This is a genomic window from Acrocarpospora macrocephala, from assembly GCF_009687865.1.
GTDB classification, from domain to species: domain Bacteria; phylum Actinomycetota; class Actinomycetes; order Streptosporangiales; family Streptosporangiaceae; genus Acrocarpospora; species Acrocarpospora macrocephala.
The window spans coordinates 1-24,032 of sequence record NZ_BLAE01000034.1 but is presented as its reverse complement, the minus strand read 5'-3'; the positions used below and the strand labels follow the sequence as shown (position 1 = coordinate 24,032).

24 protein-coding genes and 1 pseudogene are annotated in these 24,032 nt (G+C 69.1%); 19 read left to right on the top strand and 6 right to left on the bottom strand.

Going from position 1 to position 24,032, the window contains the following annotated elements; genetic code table 11:
- Window positions 1-128: 128 nt before the first annotated feature.
- A complete protein-coding gene (locus tag Amac_RS27635; RefSeq protein WP_155357338.1) occupies window positions 129-965 on the bottom strand; it encodes a hypothetical protein in 837 nt (278 codons plus the stop codon).
- 126 nt (window positions 966-1,091) lie between these two features.
- On the opposite strand from Amac_RS27635, the gene Amac_RS27630 reads away from it, so the two are divergent.
- Complete coding sequence (locus tag Amac_RS27630; protein WP_170322681.1) at window positions 1,092-1,955, top strand: exodeoxyribonuclease III; 864 nt, start codon at window positions 1,092-1,094, stop codon at window positions 1,953-1,955.
- 6 nt (window positions 1,956-1,961) lie between these two features.
- Here the strand turns inward: Amac_RS27630 and soxR are convergent, their stop codons facing one another.
- Window positions 1,962-2,426: a redox-sensitive transcriptional activator SoxR gene (gene soxR / locus Amac_RS27625; protein ID WP_155357336.1), complete on the bottom strand. Its 465-nt coding sequence runs from the start codon at window positions 2,424-2,426 to the stop codon at window positions 1,962-1,964.
- Between the two features lie 48 nt (window positions 2,427-2,474).
- Here soxR and Amac_RS53845 point away from each other — a divergent pair, with 48 nt between their 5' ends.
- Window positions 2,475-3,305 (top strand): SgcJ/EcaC family oxidoreductase, encoded by an 831-nt coding sequence (locus Amac_RS53845; RefSeq protein ID WP_170322680.1) that lies wholly within the window; start codon window positions 2,475-2,477, stop codon window positions 3,303-3,305.
- Window positions 3,306-3,986: 681 nt separating this feature from the next.
- Here Amac_RS53845 and Amac_RS27615 read toward each other — a convergent pair.
- From Amac_RS27615 to Amac_RS57425, 3 genes are all read right to left on the bottom strand, one after another.
- The gene (locus Amac_RS27615) at window positions 3,987-4,322 is read right to left on the bottom strand and encodes a helix-turn-helix domain-containing protein (protein WP_155357335.1); all 336 of its coding nucleotides are present in this window, start codon (window positions 4,320-4,322) and stop codon (window positions 3,987-3,989) included.
- On the bottom strand, window positions 4,319-4,717 hold the full coding sequence (locus Amac_RS27610) for a nuclear transport factor 2 family protein (protein ID WP_155357334.1): 399 nt from the start codon (window positions 4,715-4,717) through the stop codon (window positions 4,319-4,321). The genes Amac_RS27615 and Amac_RS27610 overlap by 4 nt, the downstream gene beginning before the upstream one ends.
- A 78-nt stretch (window positions 4,718-4,795) precedes the next feature.
- Window positions 4,796-7,396, bottom strand: a complete 2,601-nt coding sequence (locus Amac_RS57425; protein WP_155357333.1) for a helix-turn-helix transcriptional regulator — start codon at window positions 7,394-7,396, stop codon at window positions 4,796-4,798.
- 187 nt (window positions 7,397-7,583) lie between these two features.
- Here Amac_RS57425 and Amac_RS27600 point away from each other — a divergent pair, with 187 nt between their 5' ends.
- The 14 genes from Amac_RS27600 (at window position 7,584) to Amac_RS27535 (ending at window position 20,955) form a co-directional block, all read left to right on the top strand.
- Complete coding sequence (locus Amac_RS27600) at window positions 7,584-7,772, top strand: lantibiotic protein (protein WP_155357332.1); 189 nt, start codon at window positions 7,584-7,586, stop codon at window positions 7,770-7,772.
- A 112-nt stretch (window positions 7,773-7,884) separates the two neighbouring features.
- Window positions 7,885-10,035 carry a TOMM precursor leader peptide-binding protein gene (locus Amac_RS27595; RefSeq protein WP_155357331.1) on the top strand — a complete coding sequence of 717 codons (2,151 nt, stop codon included), beginning with the start codon at window positions 7,885-7,887 and terminating at the stop codon, window positions 10,033-10,035.
- A 33-nt stretch (window positions 10,036-10,068) separates the two neighbouring features.
- The gene (locus Amac_RS58065) at window positions 10,069-10,293 is read left to right on the top strand and encodes a hypothetical protein (protein WP_155357330.1); all 225 of its coding nucleotides are present in this window, start codon (window positions 10,069-10,071) and stop codon (window positions 10,291-10,293) included.
- Window positions 10,294-10,741: 448 nt separating this feature from the next.
- The gene (locus Amac_RS27585) at window positions 10,742-10,927 is read left to right on the top strand and encodes a hypothetical protein (RefSeq protein ID WP_155357329.1); all 186 of its coding nucleotides are present in this window, start codon (window positions 10,742-10,744) and stop codon (window positions 10,925-10,927) included.
- Window positions 10,924-11,106: a hypothetical protein gene (locus Amac_RS27580; RefSeq protein WP_155357328.1), complete on the top strand. Its 183-nt coding sequence runs from the start codon at window positions 10,924-10,926 to the stop codon at window positions 11,104-11,106. The genes Amac_RS27585 and Amac_RS27580 overlap by 4 nt, the downstream gene beginning before the upstream one ends.
- Before the next feature lie 25 nt (window positions 11,107-11,131).
- Window positions 11,132-11,299: a hypothetical protein gene (locus tag Amac_RS27575; protein WP_155357327.1), complete on the top strand. Its 168-nt coding sequence runs from the start codon at window positions 11,132-11,134 to the stop codon at window positions 11,297-11,299.
- A 56-nt stretch (window positions 11,300-11,355) separates the two neighbouring features.
- Window positions 11,356-11,547, top strand: coding sequence for a hypothetical protein (locus tag Amac_RS27570; RefSeq protein ID WP_155357326.1), 192 nt, complete (start codon window positions 11,356-11,358; stop codon window positions 11,545-11,547).
- Between the two features lie 16 nt (window positions 11,548-11,563).
- Window positions 11,564-11,755 (top strand): hypothetical protein, encoded by a 192-nt coding sequence (locus Amac_RS27565; protein WP_155357325.1) that lies wholly within the window; start codon window positions 11,564-11,566, stop codon window positions 11,753-11,755.
- Window positions 11,756-11,925: 170 nt separating this feature from the next.
- A complete protein-coding gene (locus Amac_RS27560; protein WP_170322678.1) occupies window positions 11,926-13,818 on the top strand; it encodes a TOMM precursor leader peptide-binding protein in 1,893 nt (630 codons plus the stop codon).
- A 25-nt stretch (window positions 13,819-13,843) separates the two neighbouring features.
- Window positions 13,844-15,463 carry a SagB family peptide dehydrogenase gene (locus Amac_RS27555; RefSeq protein WP_155357323.1) on the top strand — a complete coding sequence of 540 codons (1,620 nt, stop codon included), beginning with the start codon at window positions 13,844-13,846 and terminating at the stop codon, window positions 15,461-15,463.
- A 10-nt stretch (window positions 15,464-15,473) separates the two neighbouring features.
- Window positions 15,474-18,251 carry a lantibiotic dehydratase gene (locus Amac_RS27550; protein ID WP_155357322.1) on the top strand — a complete coding sequence of 926 codons (2,778 nt, stop codon included), beginning with the start codon at window positions 15,474-15,476 and terminating at the stop codon, window positions 18,249-18,251.
- Window positions 18,248-19,270: a thiopeptide-type bacteriocin biosynthesis protein gene (locus Amac_RS27545; protein WP_218041309.1), complete on the top strand. Its 1,023-nt coding sequence runs from the start codon at window positions 18,248-18,250 to the stop codon at window positions 19,268-19,270. Before Amac_RS27550 ends, Amac_RS27545 begins: the two co-directional genes overlap by 4 nt.
- Window positions 19,267-20,484 carry a M50 family metallopeptidase gene (locus Amac_RS27540; protein WP_155357321.1) on the top strand — a complete coding sequence of 406 codons (1,218 nt, stop codon included), beginning with the start codon at window positions 19,267-19,269 and terminating at the stop codon, window positions 20,482-20,484. Before Amac_RS27545 ends, Amac_RS27540 begins: the two co-directional genes overlap by 4 nt.
- Window positions 20,485-20,571: 87 nt before the next feature.
- A complete protein-coding gene (locus Amac_RS27535) occupies window positions 20,572-20,955 on the top strand; it encodes a hypothetical protein (protein WP_155357320.1) in 384 nt (127 codons plus the stop codon).
- Window positions 20,956-21,051: 96 nt separating this feature from the next.
- On the opposite strand, the gene Amac_RS27530 is transcribed toward Amac_RS27535, so the two are convergent.
- Window positions 21,052-21,579, bottom strand: coding sequence for a hypothetical protein (locus tag Amac_RS27530; protein ID WP_155357319.1), 528 nt, complete (start codon window positions 21,577-21,579; stop codon window positions 21,052-21,054).
- A gap of 429 nt (window positions 21,580-22,008) precedes the next feature.
- Here Amac_RS27530 and Amac_RS27525 point away from each other — a divergent pair, with 429 nt between their 5' ends.
- From Amac_RS27525 to Amac_RS27515, 3 genes and pseudogenes are all read left to right on the top strand, one after another.
- Entirely contained in the window at window positions 22,009-22,536 is a 528-nt protein-coding gene (locus Amac_RS27525) for a DUF6879 family protein (RefSeq protein WP_155357318.1), read from the top strand.
- Window positions 22,533-23,381 (top strand): helix-turn-helix domain-containing protein, encoded by an 849-nt coding sequence (locus tag Amac_RS27520; protein WP_170322677.1) that lies wholly within the window; start codon window positions 22,533-22,535, stop codon window positions 23,379-23,381. The genes Amac_RS27525 and Amac_RS27520 overlap by 4 nt, the downstream gene beginning before the upstream one ends.
- Window positions 23,382-23,627: 246 nt before the next feature.
- Window positions 23,628-24,032, top strand: a pseudogene (locus tag Amac_RS27515) (hypothetical protein); the annotation flags it as partial.

The window sequence follows — 24,032 nt, the reverse complement described above, 5'->3', positions numbered from 1 at the left end:
TAAAGCCATTGATTAGGAAATATGACATCCAAATGGTTGATAAATGGTGAACTGGGGATAAATCAGCACTTCATGCCGATGGCGGTGCTGGCGATATGGGGAAATGTGACCTTGAGGGCTGAACCCAGTCATAGGTGACGAACGCCTGGATCCTGCTCATCCGCCAGGTCGGTGGGCGCGTCCTCGTCGCGCGGCGAGGCGAGATCGTGGCCGGATCGGGCCAACCAGATCACCCAGAGGGCTTCGGTGGCCCAGATGGCTTCGCGGGAGATCTCCCCGAGGATGGCGAGTGGTACGAACGCGAGCGGGGCCACCAGGTACGCGACGCCGTACCAGACGGTGGTTCGCTGCCAGCGGCCGTCCCGCCACTGCGCCGTGAGCACCAGAACCTGCCAGATCAGACCCGCCAGGCCGCCGAGATCACCGATTTCAGCGATCTGCTCCGCCTGGTGCCAGTCGAGCGCGTCGAACACCTCGGCGCTCGCCGTACTCACGTAGACCAGGACACCGGCGCCGAGGGCGAGCCCGACGTGGCCCACGTTGCGCCGCACCATCGGATGGAACAGCACCACGACCGCCAGCATCAGGAGCGAATCGAGCACTACCGCCCACCAAGGCCAGTCCGGTACGACTGCGTACACAAGCCAGGACGCCGCCGCCGCGTACAGCGCCAGCCGCAGCAGCCGCACACCGCGGTCCGTCTCGGGCGGCTTTCCCGCTATCGGTCCGCGCAGGCACTGCCACAACGCCCAGGCCCACAAACCGCCCGCCAGGACGAGGATGAGCACATTCAGCCACGTAGCCGCGGCACCCTCGTCCGCATCGGAGAGGAGCGCCAACCGCCACAGAAAGCCGATGTCGCCCCCGGCCAGCGCGACCACGGCGGCGACCACGAGCGTCGCTACATATCCGCCCGTGACGACCATGGCGGGAACGGCAAACCGGTAGCGACGCACGAATGACATCCAGGGGATCGAGCGGGGAGATGGAGCGCCCACCCTAGCGAGCCGCCACCGCGAAGTCGATCACGCATCCGCCAGGGGCAGTCGGTTCGCAAATGCGGGGGCAGCAAGGCCGCTAGGGTGGTTTGTGTGCGGGTGGCGACGTGGAACGTGAACTCCGTCAAGCAGCGGGTGCCGCGGTTGTTGCCGTGGCTGGATCAGCGGCAGCCCGACGTCGTCTGTCTGCAGGAGACCAAGCTCACCGACGCCGCCTTCACGGAGTTGCTCGGCGGCGAGCTCGCTGACCGTGGGTATGCGATGGCGCTCCACGGTGAGGTGCAGTGGAATGGCGTGGCGATCCTGTCCAGGGTGGGGCTGGATGACGTTGTGACCGGTGTGGCGGGAGCGCCGGGGTTTCCGCTGCCCGAGGCGCGTGCGGTGGCCGCGACCTGCGGTGGGATTCGGGTGCATTCGCTGTATGTGCCGAATGGGCGCACGCCAGGCTCCGACCACTATGCGTACAAACTGGCTTGGCTGGCCGCGCTGCGTGACGTGCTGGCCGCCGGTCCGGAGGCCGCGATCGCGTGTGGGGACCTGAACATCGCGCCCACCGACGCGGACGTCTTCGACCCGGACGCGTACATCGGGCAGACGCACGTGACGCCGCCGGAACGGGCGGCACTGGCCGAGTTGACGGCGCTCGGCATGCGGGATGTCGTCCGGGATCGCTGGCCCGACCGGCGGGTGTTCACCTACTGGGACTACCGGGCCGGAATGTTCCACAAGGATCTCGGCATGCGGATCGACTTGGTCCTGGCCTCCGGTCCCGTCGCCGATCGGGTCAAGGCCGCGTGGGTGGACCGGCAGGCGCGCAAGGGCACCGGCCCGAGCGACCACGCGCCCGTCATCGTCGACCTCGACGAGGCCCCGGACGGTGACATCGGCCCCGTCGTGCCACCACCGTCCGCCCCGGCCGCCAAGCGCGGCTCCACCAAGCTGCCCCAGTCGTCATGACGTGCCTCACCTCTCGTTCGGCGTCGTCAGGCGCCGGGCGCCCGGCCCTTCCCGGCCGAGCCGATCAGCGGGATTGGTGTATGGGCACGCCGTAAGCGAGAGGCATCCGCAGCCGATGCAGTTCGCGAGGTTGTCGCGCAACGCGGTGAGCCGGTCTATGCGCGCCGAGAGGTCCTCGCGCCACTCGCGCGCGAGCCGGGCCCAGTCGCGTTTGGTCGGCGGGATGTCGCTGGGCAGCCCGTCCAGCGCCTGCTTGATGCGTTCGAGCGAGATGCCCAGGGTCTGCGAGGCGCGGATGAACGCCACGAGGCGCAGGGTGTCGCGCCGGTACTCGCGCCGCCCGCCCGCGGTTCGCCGGCTGCGGATGAGCCCGAGGCTTTCGTAGTAGTGCAACGTCGACACGGCCACACCCGCCCGCTTGGCGACCTGGCCGGGTTTGAGCCATACGGCATCCGGGCTCAACGAGTCCACGCCACCACTCCTTGACGTCAAGTCCACTTGATGAAGTTGACTCTAGCCATGCACACCATCACACCCGCGGAGGCCTCGTCTCTCGACGCCGACCGCCTCGTCGAACTCGTCGCCGTGGTAGAGCGCACACAACGCGCCGAGGATGTCGAAGGTTTCCTCGCGCTCTTCGATCCGGAGGCGGTCTGGGTCACCGGCGGCGGTCGCCGCCTCGTCGGTCTCGATGTGATCGCCGAGTTCACTCGATCGGTGCTCCCCGGGGGGATGGCCGGCATGAGCGTGCGGTACGAGGTCGAGCACATCCGGTTCATCACCCCCGACGTCGCCCTGACGGCCGTCCGGCAGGAGTACCTGACCACCGCGGGCGAGCCCCTCACACCGCGATCGCTCGGCCTGCCCACCTATCTCTGGCGCCGCGGCGCCGGGGGCGACTGGTCCATGGTCGCGGGACAGAACACGGGGGTGCCGCAGGAGGGGCCCTTCGGGCCCGAGGACGTCGCGGCCCTGCACGCGATCGTCCGCGACGTGCAGGAGGGATTCAACACCAACGACGCCGAGCTCATGACCGCGCACTTCGCCTCCGACGCGCTCGTCGTGAACGCCCTCGGAAAGGTGCACCGCGGCCGCGACGAGATCGTCGAGTCGAGTCGCGCCGGGCTGGCCGCCGGATTCCTCCATGAGGCCACCGCGTACTACCGGCTCGGCGACATCGTGCCCCTCGCGGACGACGTGGCCACAGCGACGAAGGACGCGTGGCCAACCGAGGAAGCGGCCCGCGCGGGCGGCCCTCCGGAGATGAGGGCGTTGTACGTTTTCCAGCGACGCGACGGCCGCTGGCTCATCGCCCGCCGCTCGAACACGCTCGTCCCCACCGCGAACTAGGATCCAGACTCCTACGCGAACGCGCCGACGCGCACGTCGACCACCACGCCCGCGCCAACCGGCTGCCCACCTCCGACCAGCGGGTGGCGATCGTCATCGACACCTCGAGTTCGATGGGCGAGCTGGGCGCTCCGGGTCAGCCAGGAGATCGGTGACGACCGCGGCCGCTTGATAGCTCTTAACAACATGCAGGAGGTGGAACTCCGGTTGGGCCGCTATGGTTCGGTCCGAAAACATCTGGAGTAGGCCGCAGCGCTGGAAAGCGAAATGAGCCGACAACATCAGGCTACGTGGCTGGCCAACTCGGGTAACCTGCGACAACACCTGGGCGAGCACTCCAGCGCCCTTGAATTCTACCGAAAAGCACTACAGATCTATGACGAACTCGGCGACCGCCGGAGCAACTCCGAGATTCTCAACGAAACCGGCTCTGCCTCGCGCGCATGAACCGCAACAGCGTACGCGGGGACTCAAGGCAAGCCCATTGGGTCGCTGAAGGGTCGGATGGGCTAGGCACTGTAGAGGCGCGATGCCAACTCAGGAATGGTGTCCGGTGCCAGTGGGGCTGGACGCGGGCAAATGGGTCCCCGCCGCCGACTGACTTCCGTCTCGATTTCCGCCTGAGGAGATGCGATCAACGGACCCAATCAAGCGCGGACGGCGTGGCCGGCAAGCACGGGGTTACGCGGCGTGGGTGTCGGTGCCGCGCAGGATGTACTGGTCGTCGCCGAATACGGCGGAGATCTGAAGGTGCCCGCCGAGAGCCTGGACGTAGCGGGCGATTGCCTCGACGGTGGACACCTCTCCCCGTTCGATCTGAGAAACGCGGCTCTTGGTAACGCCCATCCGCTCGGCCACCTCAGCCTGGGTCAACTCCAGGGCGGTACGGCGCTCGGCGAGGCGGTGCCCGTCGATGTAGGCCTGGTTGCGCTTGCGGGCCTCGGCGATCGCCTGCTCGCCCCCCACATCGGCGACGATGCCGGGGCGTACATCACTCCAATTGGGAAAGTTCGTCATCGCTGCTCCTCCTCTTCCTGTTCCTTCACATACAGCTCTTCGGCGGGGCCGTGGGTGGCTGTGCCGGTGATGATCTTGTTGTTGTGGAAGGTGAGGACCTCGGCGGAGAGTTGGCCGGTTTGATGTTGGAAGTGGATCACGATGGTGTCGATGCCGGTGTAGACGCCGAGGATTTCGAAATGGAGTTGGGGGTTGCGGCGTAGGCCTTCGGCCCAGTACGTGCGTAGTGCGTCGAGGCCGCGTATGACGCCGTTGCTGTCCTCGACGATTCGCGCGGCGAGTGGGGAGGTGAAGATGACGTGGGGGGCGTAGTGGCGGGTTATTCGGTCAAGGTCGTGGGAGTTCCAGTCCGCTGCCCACTCGTCGGCGAATCGGTGTGCTTCATCGAGGTCCATGCCCATATCTCCAGTGGGGGTCAGTGACTCGGGTGCTCGTCTGCGAACAGTGTCGTAGGCGCCCGCACTGCACGGGCTCTACTGGCCCAGTACGTCCGCGAGGGCCTGGCGGCCGGATACGCCGAGTTTGACGTAGATGCGGCCCAGGTGGTTGTTGACCGTGCGCAGGGAGAGGCCGAGGCGGTCGGCCACCGCGCGGCCGGAGAGGCCGGCCGCGACCAGTTTGGCTACCTGGAGTTCCCGGGGGGTGAGGGACGCCTCGCTGCCGGTCAGGTCCGTCAGGGGGGTGCGGGCGCGGCCGCATTCGGCGAGTAGTTCGCGGGCCAGGGCGAGGGTGTTCTTGGCGGCCGTGCGGCGGCCCTCGCGGACATGGAGCCGGTAGGCGGTCGCCGCCGCTTCGGCGGCGGGCAGCAGGTGGCCGAGGTCGCGGAGTGCGCCGGCGGCCTCGGTGAGCTGGCGGGCGTTGTCCGTCGCGTACGCCGTCGCGGCGGCGGCGAACGCCGCTGTGGTCGGTGTCGGGGTTTCCGTGGCGAGTTCCTTCAGCCTTTCGCACACGTCCTCGGCGGCGCCGAATCTGACGGCGTCGAACAGTGCCAGAGCCTCGATAGCGGGTGCGCCGGCGCGGGCCGCTTTCGCCGCTTCGATGGCCAGGTTGGCGGCGCCGGACAGGTCGAGCATGGCGGCGGCGGTCCAGGCACGGTTGCGGTCGATCCACCAGTCGAAGAGCACGCCGGGTGCGGGGGGCATGCCGTCCACGCGGTCCAGCCAGGTCTCCGCCTGGATGGTGTCGCCCGCCAGCGCGTGCGTGCCGGCCAGCTCCGCCATGTACAGCTGCTGGAACCGCAACGCGTCATACCCGTCGAGCAGCACGACGGCTTCGCGCAGCGCTTCCTGCGCCAGCTGCACGCGGCCCTGCGCTTTGGCCACGATGCCCCGGATGGACGCCCATGCGCCGACCAGCGGGGCCGCCTCCGTCTCGACGGCTTCGCGATAGCCGCTTTCCACGGCCGTGGCCGCGGCGGCGAGGTCGCCGCTCAGCATGAGGGCGAGGCAGCGGGCACCGCCGACCTGCACCGGTCCCCAGGGCAGCACGGTGCGGTGGGCGTGGGCGACGTCCCGCCCGATGGCGCTGGCGCGTTCGGCGAGGGTTATGTCTCCGACAAGTCCGGCGGCGAGGGTGACGGCGGTTGCGGCCCACACCGTGGCCCGGGCCGCCAGCTCGGGGTCGGGGCGGGCGAGCAGGGCCGTACCGACCTGGAGGGCTTGTTTGACGCGGCCCTCCAGGAGAAGCGCCCAGGCCCGTACGGCTTCCGCGGCCCGTTCCCCGGCCGGCAACCCCGGATCCGACGAATCCTCCTGCGACCAATACTCAATCTTCTCCGCCAGCATCGCCCACCGGTCCGTGGTCGCCTTGCCGTCGCACCGCTCCCGGGGCGGCAGCACGGCCGCCGCGTCGGCGTAGCGCCCCTGCAACGCCAGCACCTCGGCCAGGGTGAGGTCAGCCTCCACCCCGCCGCCGTTCTCGCGCGAGGCGCTCGCGAGCCGCTCGGCGATGCCGAGTTCCAGCCGTTCCACGGCGCGCTCGGCACCGGCGAGCAGCTCTGGGGCGTACGAATCGAGCCCGGCGTTGAGCCGCCACACGGCAAGGTCGAGCGCGTCGTCCGCACGCAGATGCGCTGAGGTGGCGAGGGACTCGGCCAGCTGGCGCCAGATCGCGCGGGCCTGCGCGCGTGGCATCCGCGCACGGATGACGTCACCGTAGGCGGGCATCGCCAGCCGTGCCTGGTGCCGCAACCCCGACGGTTCGACCACCACCAGCCCCTGCCGTTCCGCCTGCACGACCGCGGCGTGCCCGGTGATGGCCTCCAGGACGGGCTGGCCGAGCGGCTCGGCGCAGGCGAGGACTTCCAGGACGTTCCGGACGACCGGATCGTCGGCCTTCATCTGCTCCTCGATCACATCGCCGAGCCGGCCCGTGACCTCCACCGGAGCGGCCAGGTGCCAGACGCCGTCGACGCGGCGCAACGCGGACCTCTCCAGACCGGCCCGCACGACCTCCCGCAGCACCAGCGGATTCCCGGCGGACAGCCGGCGCAGCGTGCGCCGGCTCACCGCGTCCATCTGGCCGCCGAGCGCGCGTTCGAGCAGCATGTCCACGTCGCTCCCGCCGAGCGGCTCCAGCTCCACGCGCCGGGCCACCTGCTCCTTCCACAACGCCGTCACCACATCGGGGGTGGCCCGGCCAGGCCGCAACGTGAGCAGCACGAATGTCGCGGTGTGCACGGCCAGGTGGTGGACGAGCGCCGCGGAGGCGTCGTCGAGGAGGTGGGCGTCGTCGACCACGAGGACCGGCCGCCGGCCGCCGGGTGCGCTGAGGCGTTCCACGAGGCGGCCGAACACATACGCCGCGGTCGCCACCTCTTCCATGGCCACCAGGTGCAGCAACGCGCCGAACGTGATGGTGCCCGCGGCGCTGGTCCCGGTCGCCCACGCCGTCCGGTGACCCGCCGCGGCGAGCGCCGTGACGGCTTCCCTGGCCAGGCGCGTACGACCCACTCCCGGCGGCCCCACGACCACCACCGCGCGCGCGTCCTCCTGGGCAGCCGCTTCGGTGATGCCCCGTAACGCTGCGGTACGGCCGACCAGCGGCCAGACGTTCAGGGGACGTGTGTCTCCCATGTGACTCCCTCTCCTGGGCGTCTCGACACCGGATATACGTCGCCGAACCGTGCCGGGATTGCCTAGAAGCGGACCTCTTTGAGTATTGGCGGTGGCGGCCTGAGTATGCCGCGTGCTCTACCAGCCGGCCCGCCGGGTTCGTACGGTGCCCGCACGAACTGCCAACCCCTCGGTGAGGTGGGAGATCATGAGCAAGATCCGGAACGAGCTGGCCGCCCTGGAGTCCGAAGTGTTCGAGATCGACGAGATCCCGGACCTGATGGAGGCGCTGGCCTCCGCGGAAATGCCGATCGCCAGCAGCACGGACGGCCTGTCATGCACCAGCACCAACTCCTGCACGAGCTCGGCCAGCACCAACAGCTGCTGCAGCGGCTGATGGCCTGAGCACTGGGACCGGTCGGGTAGCGAGCTGAGCATCCGCTGTGCTCTGTCTGCCGTTCTGGGCGCGGCATACGCTCCGCCAGGATTCGCGATAGCCAGAGGAGGACATGGTGAGCGTTACGGTGGACCAGGCTCCGCTGCTCGTTGTCAGGCCAAAGCTCAAGCTGGATACGGTGATCCTGGAGTCGCGGTCGGGAGCGTACCTGCGCAACGGCGACACCGCCTTCCTGGTCAAAGGGAAGTCCGCGTACCGCTGGCTCGCCACGCTCAGCCCGCTGCTCACCGGCGAGCACACGGTGACGGAGCTGTGCGACGGGCTCGCCGACCAGCAGCGCGTGACCGTGCTGGAGCTGATCGGCACGCTGGTCGAGCGCGGCTTCGCCAAGGACGCGGCGGCGGACGGCGAGGACGCTGAGCTGCCCCTGCCGGTCGCGGACCGGTTCCGCAGCCAGATCGAGTACATCGATCACTTCACGGATCGGCCGCGGAGCCGGTTCGCGGAATTCCGCGCCGCGCGGGTGCTGGTGACCGGCTCCGGGGAGGCGCTACTGGCGGTCGCCACCAGCCTGGTACGCAACGGGCTGGCCGCGCTGCACGTGGCGACGGACGACGATCCGGCGCCCTACCTGGCGCTGGCGGCCGAGTTCGGCATCCCGGACGGCGCCGCGCCGGCGATCAGGCTCGGCTCGCGCGCCGAGCTGATCGAGGCCGGGCTGGACGCGATCGTGTACTGCGCGGACCGGCCGGTGCTGTCGGAGGTGTTCGAGCTCACCCGGCGGGCCCAGGAGTCCGGCCCGCAGCTGCTGCCGCTCATGGTCCACGGCACCACGGTGGTGCTCGGCCCGGTGGTCGGGCCGCGGACCTCGCCCTGCTGGCTCTGCGCCCAGCTCCGGCTGGACGTCGGCGACCCCGCCACGGCGGCCGACCGGTGGCGGTCGATGGCGATCGGCACCGTCGGCGCCGCCGACCGGCTCGACCTGACGGTCGCCCGCATGATCGGCAACGCGGCCGGATTCGAGCTGTTCCGCCTGTTCACCGGGGCGCTGCTGCTCGAGACGCGGTCCGCCGTCGTGCTGCAGGACCTGCGCACCCTGGAGGTCCACCGGGAGCGGCTGCTGCCGCACCCGGCGTGCCCGCTGTGCGCGCAGACACCGCCGCCCGAGCCCAACGCCCCGGAAGAACTCACCGACGACCAGCGCTACCGCCGCCTGGAGCGGCTGTTCGGCCGGCGAGTCGGGGTGATCACCGAGTACGCAGACGACGAGCTGGAGCAGATGCCGATCAAGACCGCCCGGCTGAAGTTCGCGCCGCTCGGCGGTTCGGACACCCGTGCGGTGACCGCGTTCCACCTGGACACGGCCCGCGACGCCCGGCTGCTGGCGTTCCGCAAGTCCATCAGGGAGTACCTGGCCGCGCCGATCGGGCGCGGGGACATGGTGGTGGGAACCGCGGCGGAGATCGCCGCCACCGGCGAGGCGCCAATGCCGGCGGACCGGCTCGCCACCTGGTCCGGGCTGCCGGTGGACCCCGACGCGCCGATCCCCTGGCTGCCGGCCACCGACCTGCGCTCGGGGGCCTTGTACGGCGTCCCGGCCGCCGCCGCCTACCCGTTCTCGACCGCGAACGCGCGGCTGCTCGTGGAGCGGACACCGGCCGGCGCCGCGGCGGAACTCACCCGCGACGAGATGATCGCGAAGGGGTTGACCTCGGCTTTCGCCTACACCGCCCTGCGGGACGCAGTGCGCGGGAGGGGCGGCGTCGTGCCGGTGGACGAGGACGCCATCGCCGCGGACGAGAGCCTGGCATTCCTGGTCAAGTCCGCCCTCCGGTTCGGCTGCCCGGTGCAGCTGTACGCGCTGCCCGGCGCGGCCCCGGCGCACGCCGTCCTGGCCGTCGCCGACGAGGACGGCGACGCCGCGCCGTCATGGTCGATCGCCGGCGGGCTGTCCTTCGCGTCGGCCGCCCGCGACGTGCTGTGCGACGTGGTCGGCACCCTGCAGGCGCAGCACTTCGAGGGGTCGGCGCCGGACCTGGGCGCCCCTTTGATCGCCGATTTCGATCCCCGGGCCGGCCTTCCCCTGGCCGCCGAGACGAGCCGCCCGTCCGACGAGCAGGCCACCGTACCGGCCATGCTCGACGCGCTCAACCGGCGAGGCGAGACAGCGCTGCTGGTGGACACCATGACGCCGGACCTGCTGACGGCGGAGGCCCTGGTCACCGGGGTGGTCCTGATCGGTACGCCAGGGTCCGGACGGTAGAACACCACCCACGTCCCGGAGAGGAAGCCAGCCATGCAGGAACTCGCTCGTGAGTTCGCGGTCCTGGATCTCGGGACCTTCGAGATCGAGGAGATCGCGGACCTGGGCTCCGCGTTCGCCAGCGTCGCAGAGGTACCGGCGGACGGCGGCTGCAGCACATCCAGCTGCTGCAGCTGCAGCACCTCAAGTTGCTGCAGTTGCAGCTGCAGCGACACCAGTTGCAGCAGCAGCAGCTGCAGCGCCAGCAGCTGCTACTAGTCGCGGCGACACCAGCTGATCCCCCCGATTACATCCGGCGGAGATCGCCCGCCGGGTCCGATCCGAGAAGTGAACGGAGGTGAAACTACTTTGAGTATCGCTCTGATGAGACAGGAGATCGCCGCTCTGGAGACGGCAACCTTCGAGGTCGAGGAGGTCGCCGATCTCGCCGCGGCGTACGCCAGCGCGGAAGTCCCCATCGGGGACGGCGGCGAATTCTCGGGTGCGACGAGCTCCAGCTGCAGCTGCTCAAGCTGCTGCAGCAGCAGCACGTCCAGCTGCTGCAGTTGCAGTTGCAGCACTACCAGCTGTGCGGAATGACCAGCTCCGGAACAGGCACGACCAGCGCATCCCCGGAGTTGCGCCTAACCATCGGTGGACATCCGCCGAGGTTCCCATCGGCGGATGTCCACCTCCCCTGAGACCACTCAGCGGAAGGAAGTGAGCAATGATCACCAAGAAGAACGAGCTAGCCGCGCTGGACATCGAGACGTTCGAGATCGAGGAGATCGCGGACCTGGACTTCGCGTACGCCAGCGCCGAAATGCCGGTCGACGGCTCCACCGCATGTGGAGTCCCGATCCTGTGCTCCACGATGTGCGACGCGTGCGCCGCCACAACGAGCTGCTCATGAACAGGACAAAGGCCGAGCTGGCCGCGCTGGAGACCGAGACCTTCGAGATCGAAGTGATCGCGGACATGGACTCCACGCTGGCCAGCGTCGAAATGCCAATCGATCCCGGCTACAGCAGCTGCACCTACTGCAGCACCTCGTGCAGCTGCTGGACCAGCACCAGCACCAGCTGCTCGTAATCCCAGGAGTCGAGAGGACACCCAAATGATCAAGATGTCGGCCGAACTGGCCGCGCTGGAGACCGAGACGTTCGAGATCACGGAGGTCGCGGACACGGACTCCATGCTCGCCAGCGCCGAACTCCCGTTCGACGGCGCCACGGCGACCACGTGCTTTTGCGCCTCCCCCCTCAGCACCGGCTTGGCGTCGTAAGGGGCGGGGCTCGTCGGCGAGCCGGCAGCCGACGGCGAAGACAGAGAGGAGGACAGATGATCAAGATGTCGGCCGAACTGGCCGCGCTGGAGAGCGAGACCTTCGAGATCGCGGAGATCGCGGACGTGGACTCCGCGTTCGCCAGCGCCGAAGTGCCGGTATTCGACGCGGCTCCCTGCAGCTGCATGTGCAGTACGGGCTGCACCCACTGGACCAGCACCAGCACCAGCTGCAGCAGCACCAGCTGATCGAGAGGAGGGAAACATGATCAACCCAAGGATCGAGCTGGCCGCGCTGGAGATCGAGACGTTCGAGATCGCGGAGATCGCGGACCTGGACTCCGCGTTCGCCAGCGCCGAGATGCCGGTCGATTCGTCATTCAGCTGCAGCGTTCCGACCTGGTGCAGCACCAGCAGCAGCTGCAGCATCGTCACCAGCTGCGGGCCGGGCTCGTAGACGGCACGCCCAGCACCTTCTGCAGCACGTCGGGCAGCTGCTGGACCAGCACCAGCACCAGCACCAGCAGCACCAGCTGTACGAGCTGCAACTGACCGGAACCCCAACGACCACCAGTGAGACGACCAGATCAGGCATCCGGCTAGAAAGCGTGAGCGATGAACGTAGTCGTGAGAAAGACTTCAACCCCGCTCGACTCGAGCCTGACCCGCCTTGCCGATCGGCTGCGCGCCCGACCTCCGTCAGCGCCCGCCGTACACCTGGGCGTCCTGGGACTGCGGAACGCACTCGGGCCGGGTGAGCGGGCCGAACCAGCCGACGGCCCGGTGATACCCGTCTGGCTAGGCACCGGCAAGGCGATGGTGGGGCCGCTCTGCGGCACCGACGGCGCCGCCTCGCCCTGCCCGCGGTGCGTGGAAAGGCGCTGGCAGGAGCTGCGCCCGATCCCAGAACGCGGCGGCCTTGAGGACGGCGGCGAGGCGTACGTGACCGGCCCGCTGCCGCAGCTCACCCCGTTCGCGGCCGATCTGATCTGTGACCTGGTCGCCTCGGTCGCCGCGGGCGAGCGGACCCCGCACGTGTACCAGGTGCGGCTGGACAGCCTCGAAATCACCCGGGCCGCCCTGCTGCCGGACTCGATGTGTCCCGCCTGCGGCACTCCCGCGCCCGACCTGCCCGAGTCCGCCACCGTCGAGCTGCCCCCGAGGATCAAGCCGGATCCCGCCGCGGTCCGGCTGCGGTCCGCGAGCGACCTGGACCTGCCGATAGACGCGCTGGTCAACCCGGTGTGCGGAATGCTGGGCGGGATCGCGTTCCGGGACTTCTACGGCACGGCCACCGCCCCCGTGACCGGCGCCTTCAAGATCCGTAGCAGGTGGCGGCTGCACGAAGGCTACTGGAGCGGCCACGCGTCGAGCTACGGGGCCAGCGAGCGGTACGCCGTACTCGAAGGCCTGGAACGGCACGCGGGAGTCATGGCCCGGGGCAAAGCCGTCACCGTCTACGACACCTACGCCAACCTCGCGCCCGACGCGCTCGACCCGAGCGGCCTCGGCTACCACGCCGATATGTACCAGGGCAATACCGTCTACGAGCAGTTCTCCCCCGACCTGCCGATGCACTGGGTCTGGGGCTACTCGCTGCGGGACAAGCGCGAAGTGCTCGTCCCCGAGCAGCTCGTCTACTACCTCGACCAGCGCGCGGACGAGCGGCTGTTCGTCCAGGAGTGCTCCAACGGATGCGCCAGCGGCGCCTGCCTCGAAGAGGCCATCCTGTACGGCCTGCTCGAACTGATCGAACGCGACGCCTTCCTGCTGTCCTGGTTCGGCAAGGCCAGGATGGCCGAGATAGACCCGGCCAGCTGCGCCAACCTGACCGTCCAGCTGATGATCGACCGGGTCGGGCTGCAGGGCTACGACCTGCGGCTGTTCGACACCCGGGTGGACCTGCCGGTGCCCGCGATCACCGCGGTCGCGGTCCGCAGGGACGGCGGTCTGGGCACCATCTGCCTGGCCGCGGGCGCCAGCCTCGACCCGCTGGACGCGGTGCGCGCCGCCGTGTGCGAGACCGCCTCGTACGTGCCGAGCTTCCCCACGCGGGTCGAGCAGAAGCTGGACGAAGCGCGGGAGATGGCCGCCGACTACTGGAAGGTGACCGAGCTCACCCACCACTCCCTGCTCTACGGCCTGCCGGAGATGGCCGACAAGAGTGACTTCTTCCTGAAGGACGCGCCGATGCGCTCGCTCGACGAGCTGCACGCGGACTGGACCCGGCAGCGACCCCTGACCGACAACCTCAGCGACGACGTCCGCTACCTGGTGGACCTGATCGCCGGCATCGGCAGCGACGTCATCGTGGTCGAGCAGACCTCCCCCGAACAGGCCGCCCTCGGCCTGCGCACGGCCTGCGTGATCACACCAGGCCTGGTGCCCATCGACTTCGGCTGGGCCCGCCAGCGCGTGCTGCACCACCCGCGGCTTGACGCCTTCGTGGCGCGCGGCCAGAACGGCCCCGACCAGCTCGGCGCCACCGGGCGCCACCTGTGCCCGCACCCATTTCCCTAAAGAGTTTCCCCAAAGGGGTGGACCGATGGTCAACAGTGACATCGCGCTGATCCGCGACTACGCCGAAGCCGTGTTCCGCCGTGGCCGCGAGCCGATGGAACCCTTCAACTTCCAGCCGGACTGGGACGACGGACCCTCGAAGATCAAAACGTACGGCGACGTGATCACCATGCCGCTGCCGCACGATCACCCGCCGCTGCGGCCGCTCGCCGCGACCGCCACCCTGCCGGACACCGAGGGCCCCTGGTCGTTCACCTCGCTCGCCACCCTGCTGCGGATGTCGTACAGCACGCTGTGCCGGCGCCTGGAACCGAACTGGAACCAGGACACGCTGGCCCGGGTGGGCTACGACCACGCGGTCTGGGGTCGCGGCACCGCGTCCGGCGGCGGGCTCTACCCGCTGGAGATCTACTGGGTGTCCGGCGCCACCGGCCCGCTGCTGCCCGGTGTCTACCACTACGTCACCGGCAGCCACGCCCTGGAGCGGCTGCTCGTCGGCGACCTGACCGAGCGCGTCCGGGCGGCGACCGGGCACCATCCCAGCGCCTGCGAGACCGACCAGTTCCTGCTGATCTCGGTGAAGTTCTGGAAGAACGCCTTCAAGTACAACAGCTTCGCCTACCACGTCGTCACCCAGGACGTGGGCGCCCTGCTGACCTCCTGGGAGCTGATCGCGCGGGCGCTGCGGATGCCGCTGCGGCGCGTCATGTGGTTCGCCGACCGCGCGCTGAACGACCTGCTCGGCCTGGACACGCTGGGCGAGAGCGTGCTCGCCGTGGTCCCGCTGCCGTGGGCCGGCCCCGGTCCGGATCGTGTCCTGAACGACGCCGCCCCCAGGGTGACGAAGCCCGCGTTCGAGCGGTCCCGGACCGTGATCAGCTTCCCCACGGTGGAGAAGGTGCACCTGGCCGCCCTGGTGGACGCCGGGGAGGCCCGGCCGGATCCCGAGGTGGCCAGGTCCGCCGCGCCACCCGCCGCCCCGCCTGCCGCGCGGCCGCAGGAGGTCCCGCTGCCGCCGCCGGTGGAGCTGGGGATGGACCTCGGCGAGGCGCTGGCCAAGCGGCGGTCCGCCTTCGGCGGCTTCGCCGCGGCCCCGCCGCTGACCGCCGCCGAGCTGGGCGGCGTGCTGCGCATGGCCACCGCGGCCCGGCACTACCGCGCCGACATCCACCCCGCCGCCGATCCCGGCCCGCTGACCCGCCTGTTCGTCATGGTCCACCGGGTGGCCGGGGTGCCCACGGGCGGATACGTCTACCTGCCCGAGCGCCACGCCCTCGACCCGGTCGAGATCGACCCGGACGTGCGCGAGCACATGCCGAGCTTCCTGCAAGGCAGCTACTTCCTCACCAACTACAACCTGGACCGGGTGGGCGCGGTGGTGGCCATCACCGCCCGGCTGGATCCCGCGCTGGCGGCGTTCGGCAAGCGCGGCTACCGGATACTCAACGCCGAGGTCGGCGGGCTGGCGCAGGCCGGCTACCTGGCGGCCACCGCGGCCGGGGTGAGCTGCGGCGCCGTGCTCGGGCTCGACAACGTCACCTACAACGGCGTCTTCCACCTGGACGGCACCGACGAGCGCACCTTCCTCTTCCTGCTGCTCGGCCGCGGGCGTACCGCCTCCGCCGAGCTGGATTACCGGCTCTAGGAGCGGACGCATGACGATCACCGAGTCGAAACGTACCGAGCCCGTCGTCGACTGGCACCAGCCGCCGGCCTTCCTGCTCCGCGTCGGGGGACTGCCGTTCGACGCGGCCGTCTCGCTCCGGTCGCCGCGGGCCTGCGCGTGGGCCGAGGAGATCCTGGACGCCGAGCGGGACCTGCGGCTGCGGGCCGAGCGCATCTCCGACACGCTCGGGCACGCCGTCGCCCGCCACCGGGAGAACCAGGCGCTCCGCCGCGACCTGGTCAACATCCGGCGGGACGTGTTCAACCTGCGTGTCCCCGACGCCACGGCCCGGGACCGGGTCGCCGCCACGCTGGACCCGCCCACCCGGCAGGAGATCGACGCCTGGTGCGCGGCCAGGAACAGGTACGCCGCCTTGCAGGAGGCCGGTGCCGCCCTGGCCGGAGCGGAGGTCGCCGAAGGCCGCGAGGTGCTCCGCGCGCTGGCGGTGGACCCGACCCTGCGGGCCGGCATCCTGCTCTCCTCCCCTTCGCTCGACCGCTACCTGCCGACCTACCTCAACGCCACCCCCGGGCCGCTCGGCAAGCGGGCCCGCCGGATCGAGCGGTCCCTGCTGGAGTACCTGTATCGGGCCTCGGCCAAGACCAGCCCGTTCAGCACCCTGACCACGGTGACCCTGGGCCGGATAGAGCCCGGGGCAGGCCAGGCGCTGCGGCTCGACCTCGGCGGCGGGAACCAGCGCAGCAAGGTCCGGCTCAACATCGGCATCCTGTCGCAGCTCTCCACGCTACTCCTCGCCGACCAGGCCATGTCCGCGGACCTGCCGGTGCTGGCGACCGCCGGCTGGGAGGTGTCCGGCGAGCGGATCCGCTACCTGCGGCGGCGCGCGCTGGCCGGGCGGAACGACGACGAGGACGCGCCGATGGCGATGGACACCGTGCGCGAGTCGCTGTTCTACCTGCCCAGCGGGCAGCTCCTCGCCGAGGTGCTGGACCTGGTCGGCGACGGCCCGCCGCGCCGGCTCGGCGAGGTCGCCGATCGCGTCGCCACCGGTCCGGAACGCCCGCGCGACGAGGTGGAGCGGTTCCTGCGGCACCTGATCAGGGTCGGGCTGCTGGTGGTGCCCAACCTGCAGATCGACATCCACGACCCGGACCCGTTCGCCAGCTACCGGGCCGGCATGGCCGCGCTGGACCGGCCGTGGGCGAGCGAGCTGGCCGAACGGCTGGACGGGGTCGCCGCCACCATCAGGTCGTACCCGAGCCGGGGCCTGGCCGGACGGCGGGCGGCGCTGGACGAGATCCGCGACGGGCTGCAGGACGCGCAGCAGCGGATCGCGCCGGCACCGCCGCAGGTGCCGCGCACTCTGGTGTACGAGGACGCCACCCTGGACCGCGGGCAGGCCGTCGCCGACCGGGACGTCTGGCGCGACCGGCTGCAGCCGGACCTGGAGGACCTGGCCCAGGTGTTCCCGCTGTTCAACATGATGCTGCCGCGCCGGCTGGTCACCAAGGGCTTCTTCCGCGCCCGGTACGGCACCGGCGCCCGCCACGACGACTTCCTCACCTTCGCCCACGAGTTCCAGCGGGACTTCTTCGACAGCTACAGCAAGGGGCTGATGCGCTGGCGCGGACCCGCGGGCAGCGACCGGCTGCGCCGCCAGCGCAACCCGCTCCGGATGCCGGAGATCGACGCGCTCGACGACGCCAAGCGGTACCTGGCCGAGGGCGTCAGCGACCTGCACGCGGCGCTGCCGCCCGGCGCGGAGGAGCTGGAGCTGCCGGCCGGCCTGCTCCGCGAGGCCGGCGCCCGGACCCCCGCCACGCCCAGCCTGCTGGAACCCTGGTCGTTCTTCCTGCAACTGGCCGACCGGGGCCCCGGCGAGGTCCCGCTGGCCGTGCTGAACCGGGTCTACAGCGGCCTCACCCTGCTGTTCTCCCGGTTCACCCACCTGTTCACCGACGGATCGCTGGACAGCACCCTGCGGCGTACCCTGCTGGAACTGCAGCCGAAGGGCGCCGTCTTCGCCGAGCTGCAGGGCGGCTACGCCGCGAGCAATCTCAACCTGCATTCCGCGGTGCTGCCGTACGAGCTGGTCTGCCCGGGGGACCGCAGCCGGCGCGACCCGGAGGCGCAGATCCCGATGGAGGACCTGTTCCTGGTCGACGACCGGGAGCAGGACCGGCTGGTGCTGCGCTCGAAGCGGCTCGGGGTCGAGGTCATCCCGGTGTATCTCGGGTTCCTGATGCCGATGGCGCTGCCGGAGGTGCAGCAGGTGCTGCTGAACCTGTCCTACACCGGAATGGCGATGCTCGACCTGTGGATCGGCACCCAGGTGCCGGTGCCGGACCGGACCATCGCCGGATATCCGCGGATCCGCTACGGCAACGTGGTAGTGCAGCGCCGGATGTGGAAGATGCACCCGTCGTACCTGCCGCTGCGCGAGCCCCGCCAGCCCGACCACGAGTGGTTCCTGGCCTGGCGGCGCTGGCAGCGGGACAACGGCGTGCCGTCCCGGGTGTTCGTCAACCCGTACGGCGGGATGCCTACCAGCGACGCCGCGGACGCCGATGTGGACGCGGGCCAGCCCGCGACCAGGCGGCGGTTCGGCGACTACAAGCCGCTCTACACCGACTTCGAGAGCCACTTCTCGCTGTCCCTGCTGGACTCGGTGATCCGGCAGGCCGACCAGCGCCTGATCATGACCGAGATGTTGCCCGACGAGAACCAGCTGGTGGCCCGCGACGGCGCCGCCCGCTACGTCAGCGAGCTCACCATGGAGCTCGCCGGGGTGAGGAGGAACCGGTGAACCGCGACCCGAAGTGGATCTCCCTGCACATCTTCTACAGCAGCAACTCCGACCCGATGCTGGTGGAGTGCGTGGCGCCGCTCATCCAGCGGCTGCGGGACAAGCAGCTGATCCAGCGCTACTTCTTCATCAAGTACTGGCTGGAGGGCCCGCACGTGCGGCTGCGGCTGCGACCGGCCCCCGGGGTGCCCGCCGAGGCGGTACGCGCCGAGGTGGAACCCGAGGTGGACGCCTTCCTGGCCCGCCGCCCGGCGCTGTACGAACTCGACGGCGAGGACATGGGCGACTTCTACCAGCGGATGTACGTCGCGGAGTACGGCGAGGAGGGCTGGGACGACACCTACGGCAACGACGGGATGCCCCACCGGCCCAACAACTCCCGCCACTACATCGACTACGAGCCCGAATACCACCGGTACGGCGGCCCGGACGGCATCGAGCTGGCCGAGTGGCACTTCGAGAAGTCCAGCGACACGGTGCTGCACCTGCTGGCCACCGCGAACGTGCACGTCAGGTCGGTGCTGATGGGGCTGTCGTTCCAGCTCTCCATGGCCATGTGCCTGGTGTTCCTGGAACGGCCCGACGAGGTCGCCCTCTTCCTGGAGCGGTACCGGAGCCGCTGGGAGTCCCAGTACGTCGATGGGATGGAGGATTGGCAGCGGCGCTACAAGAGCAGTTACGGCCGGATGGCGCCGGTGCTGGCCGACCGGCTCAGCCGGATCATCGCCGCCGTGCGGGACCCGGACGGCATGGGGGTTACCCCGTTCGAACGCGAGTGGATCACGCACTGCCAGGAGCTGCGCGACCGGGTGCGGAAGCTGGCCGCGGACGGGCTGCCCTTCGGCGGCGGGCCGGACCGTATGGTCGTGGACCCCGACGCGGCGCTGCGCGCCCTGCTGGGCTCGTTCGTGCACATGACCAACAACCGGCTCGGCGCCAGCATCCTGGATGAGGTCTACCTGTCCTACCTGGGCGCCCGGACGCTGAACGCGCTCGAGGCCGGCGGGAGCGCGGCGTGAGCATCGACTTGTCGGCCCGGCCCCGGATCCGCGAGGACGTGGTATTCGGGCCCGGGCTGCGGGCCGGGGACACCGCCGTCTACCACGTCAAGGACCACGCCACCGGGTGGTACTACAAGCTGGGGCCGCGCGAGCACTTCGTGCTGTCCCGGATGGACGGCGAGCACAGCCTCGACGACATCAACGCGGAGTACGTCGCGGCCTTCGGCAAGCGGCTCGGCCCGCAGAGCTGGGAGCAGATCTTCGGGCTGCTGCACCGGCGCCGGCTGCTCGGTGAGAGCGCGGATGCCGACTTAGCCGAGTTGGAGCGGCTGCGGGCGGCCGCGGCGGCGGAGACCAAGCGGTCCCGCAGCACGCTGCTGCTGAAGCGCATCCCGCTGGTGAACCCGGATCGCCTGCTCGGGCTGCTCGCGCCCCGGGCCGGGCTGCTGTTCTCGCCCAGGTTCGTGGTGCCGGTGCTGATCGCCACCTGCGGCGTGTGGGCGCTGGTGATCAGCGAGTGGAGCGAGATCTGGGGGCAGATGCGGCTGCACCGGGGCGCGCCGCTGTACCTCGCGCTGGTGATCACCACCTCCTGGGTGATCCACGGCGTGCACGAGTTCGCGCACGGGCTGACCTGCAAGCGGTACGGCGGCAGCGTGCCGGAGATCGGGGTGATGTGGCGGTTCCCGCTGCTGGCCCCGTACTGCCGGACCGATGACGTGATGCTGTTCGCGGCCCCCCGGCACCGGGTCTACACCGCGTTCGCCGGGGTGTTCGCCAGCCTCACCCTCTCGGTGCTGTTCGCCGGGCTGTGGCTGGTGACCGCCGACGGGAGCACGATGAAGGCATTCGCCGGCTCGATGGTGCTGTTCACCTCCCTCGCCTCGCTGGTGAACTTCATCCCGTTCCTCCGGCTGGACGGCTACTACATGCTCACCCACGCGCTGGGACTGGCCGACCTGCGCGTGGAGACGTACAAGTTCTGGGGGCATCTGCTGCGCCGCCATATGGCCGAGGTGCAGGGGTATAGGCGGCGAGACCTGTGGACGTACGTCGCGTACGGGGTAGGTTCCGCGCTCTTCGCCGCAGCCCTGATCGGGACGATTTTCACACTCTGGTTCACCCGGTTGAGCGGCTGGCTCGGGCCGGTCCCGGCGGCGGCGATCCTTACCGCCGAGGCAGCCTTGATCATCACTTTGATCGTGTACGCCCGCAGGAGGAAACGGTCATAGCACCTCACCATTTCCGTGGATCGGTTGACAAACCCCTGCACCGCTGGCGGTAATTGCCGAGGGACGCCGGACCTAGGGGGCAGCGCCATGGACCCGACCCTCATCGCCGCACTCATCTCCGCGGTGGCCGGTGGCGTCGCGGGCGAGGTCGGCAAGAACGCGTGGACCTCGCTCGCCTCGCTCGTGCGCCGCAGGTACGGCGACCACTCCCGCGAACTGGCCGCAGTGGAGGCCGCCAGTCCGGAGAGCGCTAGTTCGGAAACCGCGCCGGACATCTCCGGGCTCCTGGTCGAATGGGCTCGCACCGACGCGGACTTCGGCGAGGCGCTCACCACATGGGCAGCCCAGACCGCCGAGACCATCGGACAAAGTCACGACATCGCCAACACCATCAGCGGCGACGCCAGAATCCAGGGAACCGTCATCCAAGCAGGAGACGTGTTCGGATCCATCACCATCGGCCCGCACTAGAGAAGCCGCCGTGACGGAGGGCGGGCCAGTTTCGCGACCACACCCACTGGTTGGTCGCGAACTCCGGGGTCGAGGGCGATCGTCTGGAAGGACCTTTCAAGATCGCAACATTGGCTCGTATGGTCCATCCTCGCTGATTGGCCGGTAGGCGTCATCGGCCGCCGCCGCATGCAGCCCAGCGAGCAGGCCGTCTGCCAACGGCAGGCCCAGCGCCTCCCGCAGACGAGCCCGCGCCTCGTCCAAACCCAGCCAGTCGGGCCCGCGAAAGGCGTCATCCCGACGGGTACCCTCATCGATCTTCGCAAGCCACCCGCGCAACTCATCGCCCAAGGGCCGCGCAAGCGCGTCGTGCAAGCTCGGCAACCCGACCACCAACGCCAAGGCATCACGCAAATCAAACGCGATCAGGCCACCCTCCCCCTCCGAACCCGCGTACACAACCGCTCCCGAGAGCGTCAGCAGAAAGGTCCCACCAGCACCGTCCCCCGCGATCGGCGTCAGCGCTTCACCACTGGCCAGGTGCACCTGCTCGACCGGATCGTCGCGGGTCAGGTCAAATTCGAAACGTGCCAGCAGTTCAGCGAGCCAGGGCGTCGCCCTGATCTGCGCAAGGATGTCCGTCATGCAGCCATCGTAAGCATCCACCCTGACGCTTCTTTGCCACCATTCGAACTATTGCAGCAGCCCTTCGCCATGGCCCTGACCTGCGGCACAAATTTACGAGCCATGATCAAAACCCACAGAAATGTCGGCTCCAGCACTTCGCAGAGAACCTCCTTGACACAACACCGCTCACGGCAGACGATGAGCCCGAATCGCGAAACTTCAAGAAACTTGATCAAGGAGCACAACATGCGCCTTCGGTTCCTGGGAAGTAATAGCGAGCAGGGCACATGTCCCGCGGTCTACGAGACCGACCGAGGCACGATCGCCGTCCAGGGAAAGATCGTGACTGATCCCACCGCCTTGGGCGAAGCGGTTAATCTGGCTCCCGATGAAGTTCTTGTCGAGATCCCGAGGGACCTCCTGTCGTTCTTCCCACGAGGATGATCAATGCTCCTGACCGAGGCTGAGCTTGGTGATCTGCTCGCCAGCTTCTCCGTCAGCGCCTTCAGGTTCGAACTGCGTGACCGTTACAACAGCACCGTGGGTGCGGAGCCATACCGGAAGTGGCTGGCTGGCGAGTCAGACGACTATGCCTGGCATCAGTCATGGATGCAGAAGGTCAGCCAGGACACTGCGGCGGGGAAGGCATGGCAGCGCGTCCGCATCGTATCCGTGCCGGCGTCGGACTACACGCGGTACAGCATCGAGGTCGGCCGACTTAGCGTTGAGGCGGGCGAGGACATTCGCTACCTGCGCCGAGACCTGGCCAAGAGTCTCGGGCTGCGGCCGTATGATGCATGGCTGCTGGACGACTCTCGCCTGGTCTGGCTACATTTCAAAGACAGCGACGACACCTTCACCGGCGCCGAACTCGTCACAGATCCTGAGATCATCGCCCGGCACCGCTCATGGCAAGACCTCGCCTGGAAGCGAGCCCTGCCCCTCGCAGAATTTGCATCCAAGCTCGTTTCGTGAGTCGGCATCTTCTCGGGCAGCAGGCCGTTGAGGCGCTCGGCGTCCGCCTGCGCGATCTCAGACGCGACGCGGGACTGACGGGCCGCGAACTTGCGGCTGCTTGCGAATGGCCCTCGTCGAAGGTGTCGAAGCTAGAGCTGGGCAGACAGGCACCGACTGAAGCCGATGTCCGCGATTGGTGCCTGGCCTGCCGAGTCCCAAGTGAAATTGCGGATCTGATCGCCGCCGTGCGCTTTCTTAACGCTCAATACATGGACTGGCGTCGATCACTACAGACGGGGACGAAGCGCCGCCAGCAGGCCAACCTCGCAGCGTACGAGAGAGCCAGCCTTATCCGGGCATGGGAGCCAGTTGTAGTTCCGGGCCTGCTCCAAACGGCCGCGTATGCTCGTGGAATCCTATCAACGGTCATCGACTTCCACGGCATCCCTAACGATTTGGAGGAAGGTGTCCAGGCCCGCCTGGACGCTCAGGAAGCACTCGGCCATAAACGGCGGCGTTTCCTCTTCCTACTGGGTCAGAGTGCCCTGTTCACGAACGTGGGTGGCGCGACGACCATGGCCGAGCAGTTGCGGCATCTCATACAAATGGCTCGCTCGCAGCGCATCAGCCTCGGCGTCGTTCCGATGACAGCGCCGTACACGGTACCGAGGAACAACGCCTTCACAATCTACGACAGCGACTCGGTTACGGTCGCCACGTACACGGCCGAGTTAACGCTGAGGCAACAGCACGAAGTAGCGGTGTACGAGAAGGCTTTTGATCGCCTGCTCGCACTGGCAGTGCATGGCGCGGCTGCTCGGGCGTTGATCGAACAAGCTCTTGTCGATCAAGAAGAAATCTAGAGAAATATCGTTGAGGCTGAGACTGCCCGATCCTTAGTGTCGTGGCATGCCCCCCGCACGACGACGCGCCGCAGGTGTTTGTTCCCGATCAATCCCTCGTGGTCGTGGAAGCGGAGGATTCCCGGCGCGGCGGCACGAGAAGGTGTTCCTTTCGCTCCTTTCCTGGCTGCCGCTGCGGCCTCTCCTTGTCATGCACGTTCCTGGCAGTTTCCTCCGGATCAGTCACACCGAGGGGTAGGGAGATCAATGGACGTCCAGACGCGCTCTGAACGAGAGGAAGGGTTCGTAGCGCTGCCTGATGATGCCGCGCGGCTGTTCGGGCTGCTGGGGTTGCATCCCGGGGCTGATTTCTCGGTGGAGTCGGCTGCCGCGCTGGATGGCAGGCGGGTGGGGCCGGTCTTGGGCCTGTTGGAGGCGTTCGATGGGGTGGGTCTGGTCACGCGGGTGGTGCCCGGCCGGTACCAGATCGATGAGCCGTTGCGTGCCCACGCGTACGTGCGGGCCCAGCGATCCGCTACGCGGGCGGATGAGGCGCTGGTGCGTCTGGTCTGCTGGTATCTGCACGCCTGCGATTGGGCCGGGTCGGTTCTGGCCCCGTGGGAGGCCTACGACCTGGAGGAGGAGGTCCCGGCCGGGGTCACACCCAAGACC

Excerpts from the sequence above, each read along its gene's own strand:
- Amac_RS27635 (WP_155357338.1), bottom strand. The coding sequence starts at position 965 with ATGTCATTCGTGCGTCGCTACCGGTTTGCCGTTCCCGCCATGGTCGTC.
- Amac_RS53845 (WP_170322680.1), top strand. The coding sequence starts at position 2,475 with ATGCACACCATCACACCCGCGGAGGCCTCGTCTCTCGACGCCGACCGC.
- Amac_RS27615 (WP_155357335.1), bottom strand. The coding sequence starts at position 4,322 with ATGACGAACTTTCCCAATTGGAGTGATGTACGCCCCGGCATCGTCGCC.
- Amac_RS27610 (WP_155357334.1), bottom strand. The coding sequence starts at position 4,717 with ATGGACCTCGATGAAGCACACCGATTCGCCGACGAGTGGGCAGCGGAC.
- Amac_RS57425 (WP_155357333.1), bottom strand. The coding sequence starts at position 7,396 with ATGGGAGACACACGTCCCCTGAACGTCTGGCCGCTGGTCGGCCGTACC.
- Amac_RS27600 (WP_155357332.1), top strand. The coding sequence starts at position 7,584 with ATGAGCAAGATCCGGAACGAGCTGGCCGCCCTGGAGTCCGAAGTGTTC.
- Amac_RS27595 (WP_155357331.1), top strand. The coding sequence starts at position 7,885 with ATGGTGAGCGTTACGGTGGACCAGGCTCCGCTGCTCGTTGTCAGGCCA.
- Amac_RS58065 (WP_155357330.1), top strand. The coding sequence starts at position 10,069 with ATGCAGGAACTCGCTCGTGAGTTCGCGGTCCTGGATCTCGGGACCTTC.
- Amac_RS27585 (WP_155357329.1), top strand. The coding sequence starts at position 10,742 with ATGATCACCAAGAAGAACGAGCTAGCCGCGCTGGACATCGAGACGTTC.
- Amac_RS27580 (WP_155357328.1), top strand. The coding sequence starts at position 10,924 with ATGAACAGGACAAAGGCCGAGCTGGCCGCGCTGGAGACCGAGACCTTC.
- Amac_RS27575 (WP_155357327.1), top strand. The coding sequence starts at position 11,132 with ATGATCAAGATGTCGGCCGAACTGGCCGCGCTGGAGACCGAGACGTTC.
- Amac_RS27570 (WP_155357326.1), top strand. The coding sequence starts at position 11,356 with ATGATCAAGATGTCGGCCGAACTGGCCGCGCTGGAGAGCGAGACCTTC.
- Amac_RS27565 (WP_155357325.1), top strand. The coding sequence starts at position 11,564 with ATGATCAACCCAAGGATCGAGCTGGCCGCGCTGGAGATCGAGACGTTC.
- Amac_RS27555 (WP_155357323.1), top strand. The coding sequence starts at position 13,844 with ATGGTCAACAGTGACATCGCGCTGATCCGCGACTACGCCGAAGCCGTG.
- Amac_RS27550 (WP_155357322.1), top strand. The coding sequence starts at position 15,474 with ATGACGATCACCGAGTCGAAACGTACCGAGCCCGTCGTCGACTGGCAC.
- Amac_RS27535 (WP_155357320.1), top strand. The coding sequence starts at position 20,572 with ATGGACCCGACCCTCATCGCCGCACTCATCTCCGCGGTGGCCGGTGGC.
- Amac_RS27530 (WP_155357319.1), bottom strand. The coding sequence starts at position 21,579 with ATGACGGACATCCTTGCGCAGATCAGGGCGACGCCCTGGCTCGCTGAA.
- Amac_RS27525 (WP_155357318.1), top strand. The coding sequence starts at position 22,009 with ATGCTCCTGACCGAGGCTGAGCTTGGTGATCTGCTCGCCAGCTTCTCC.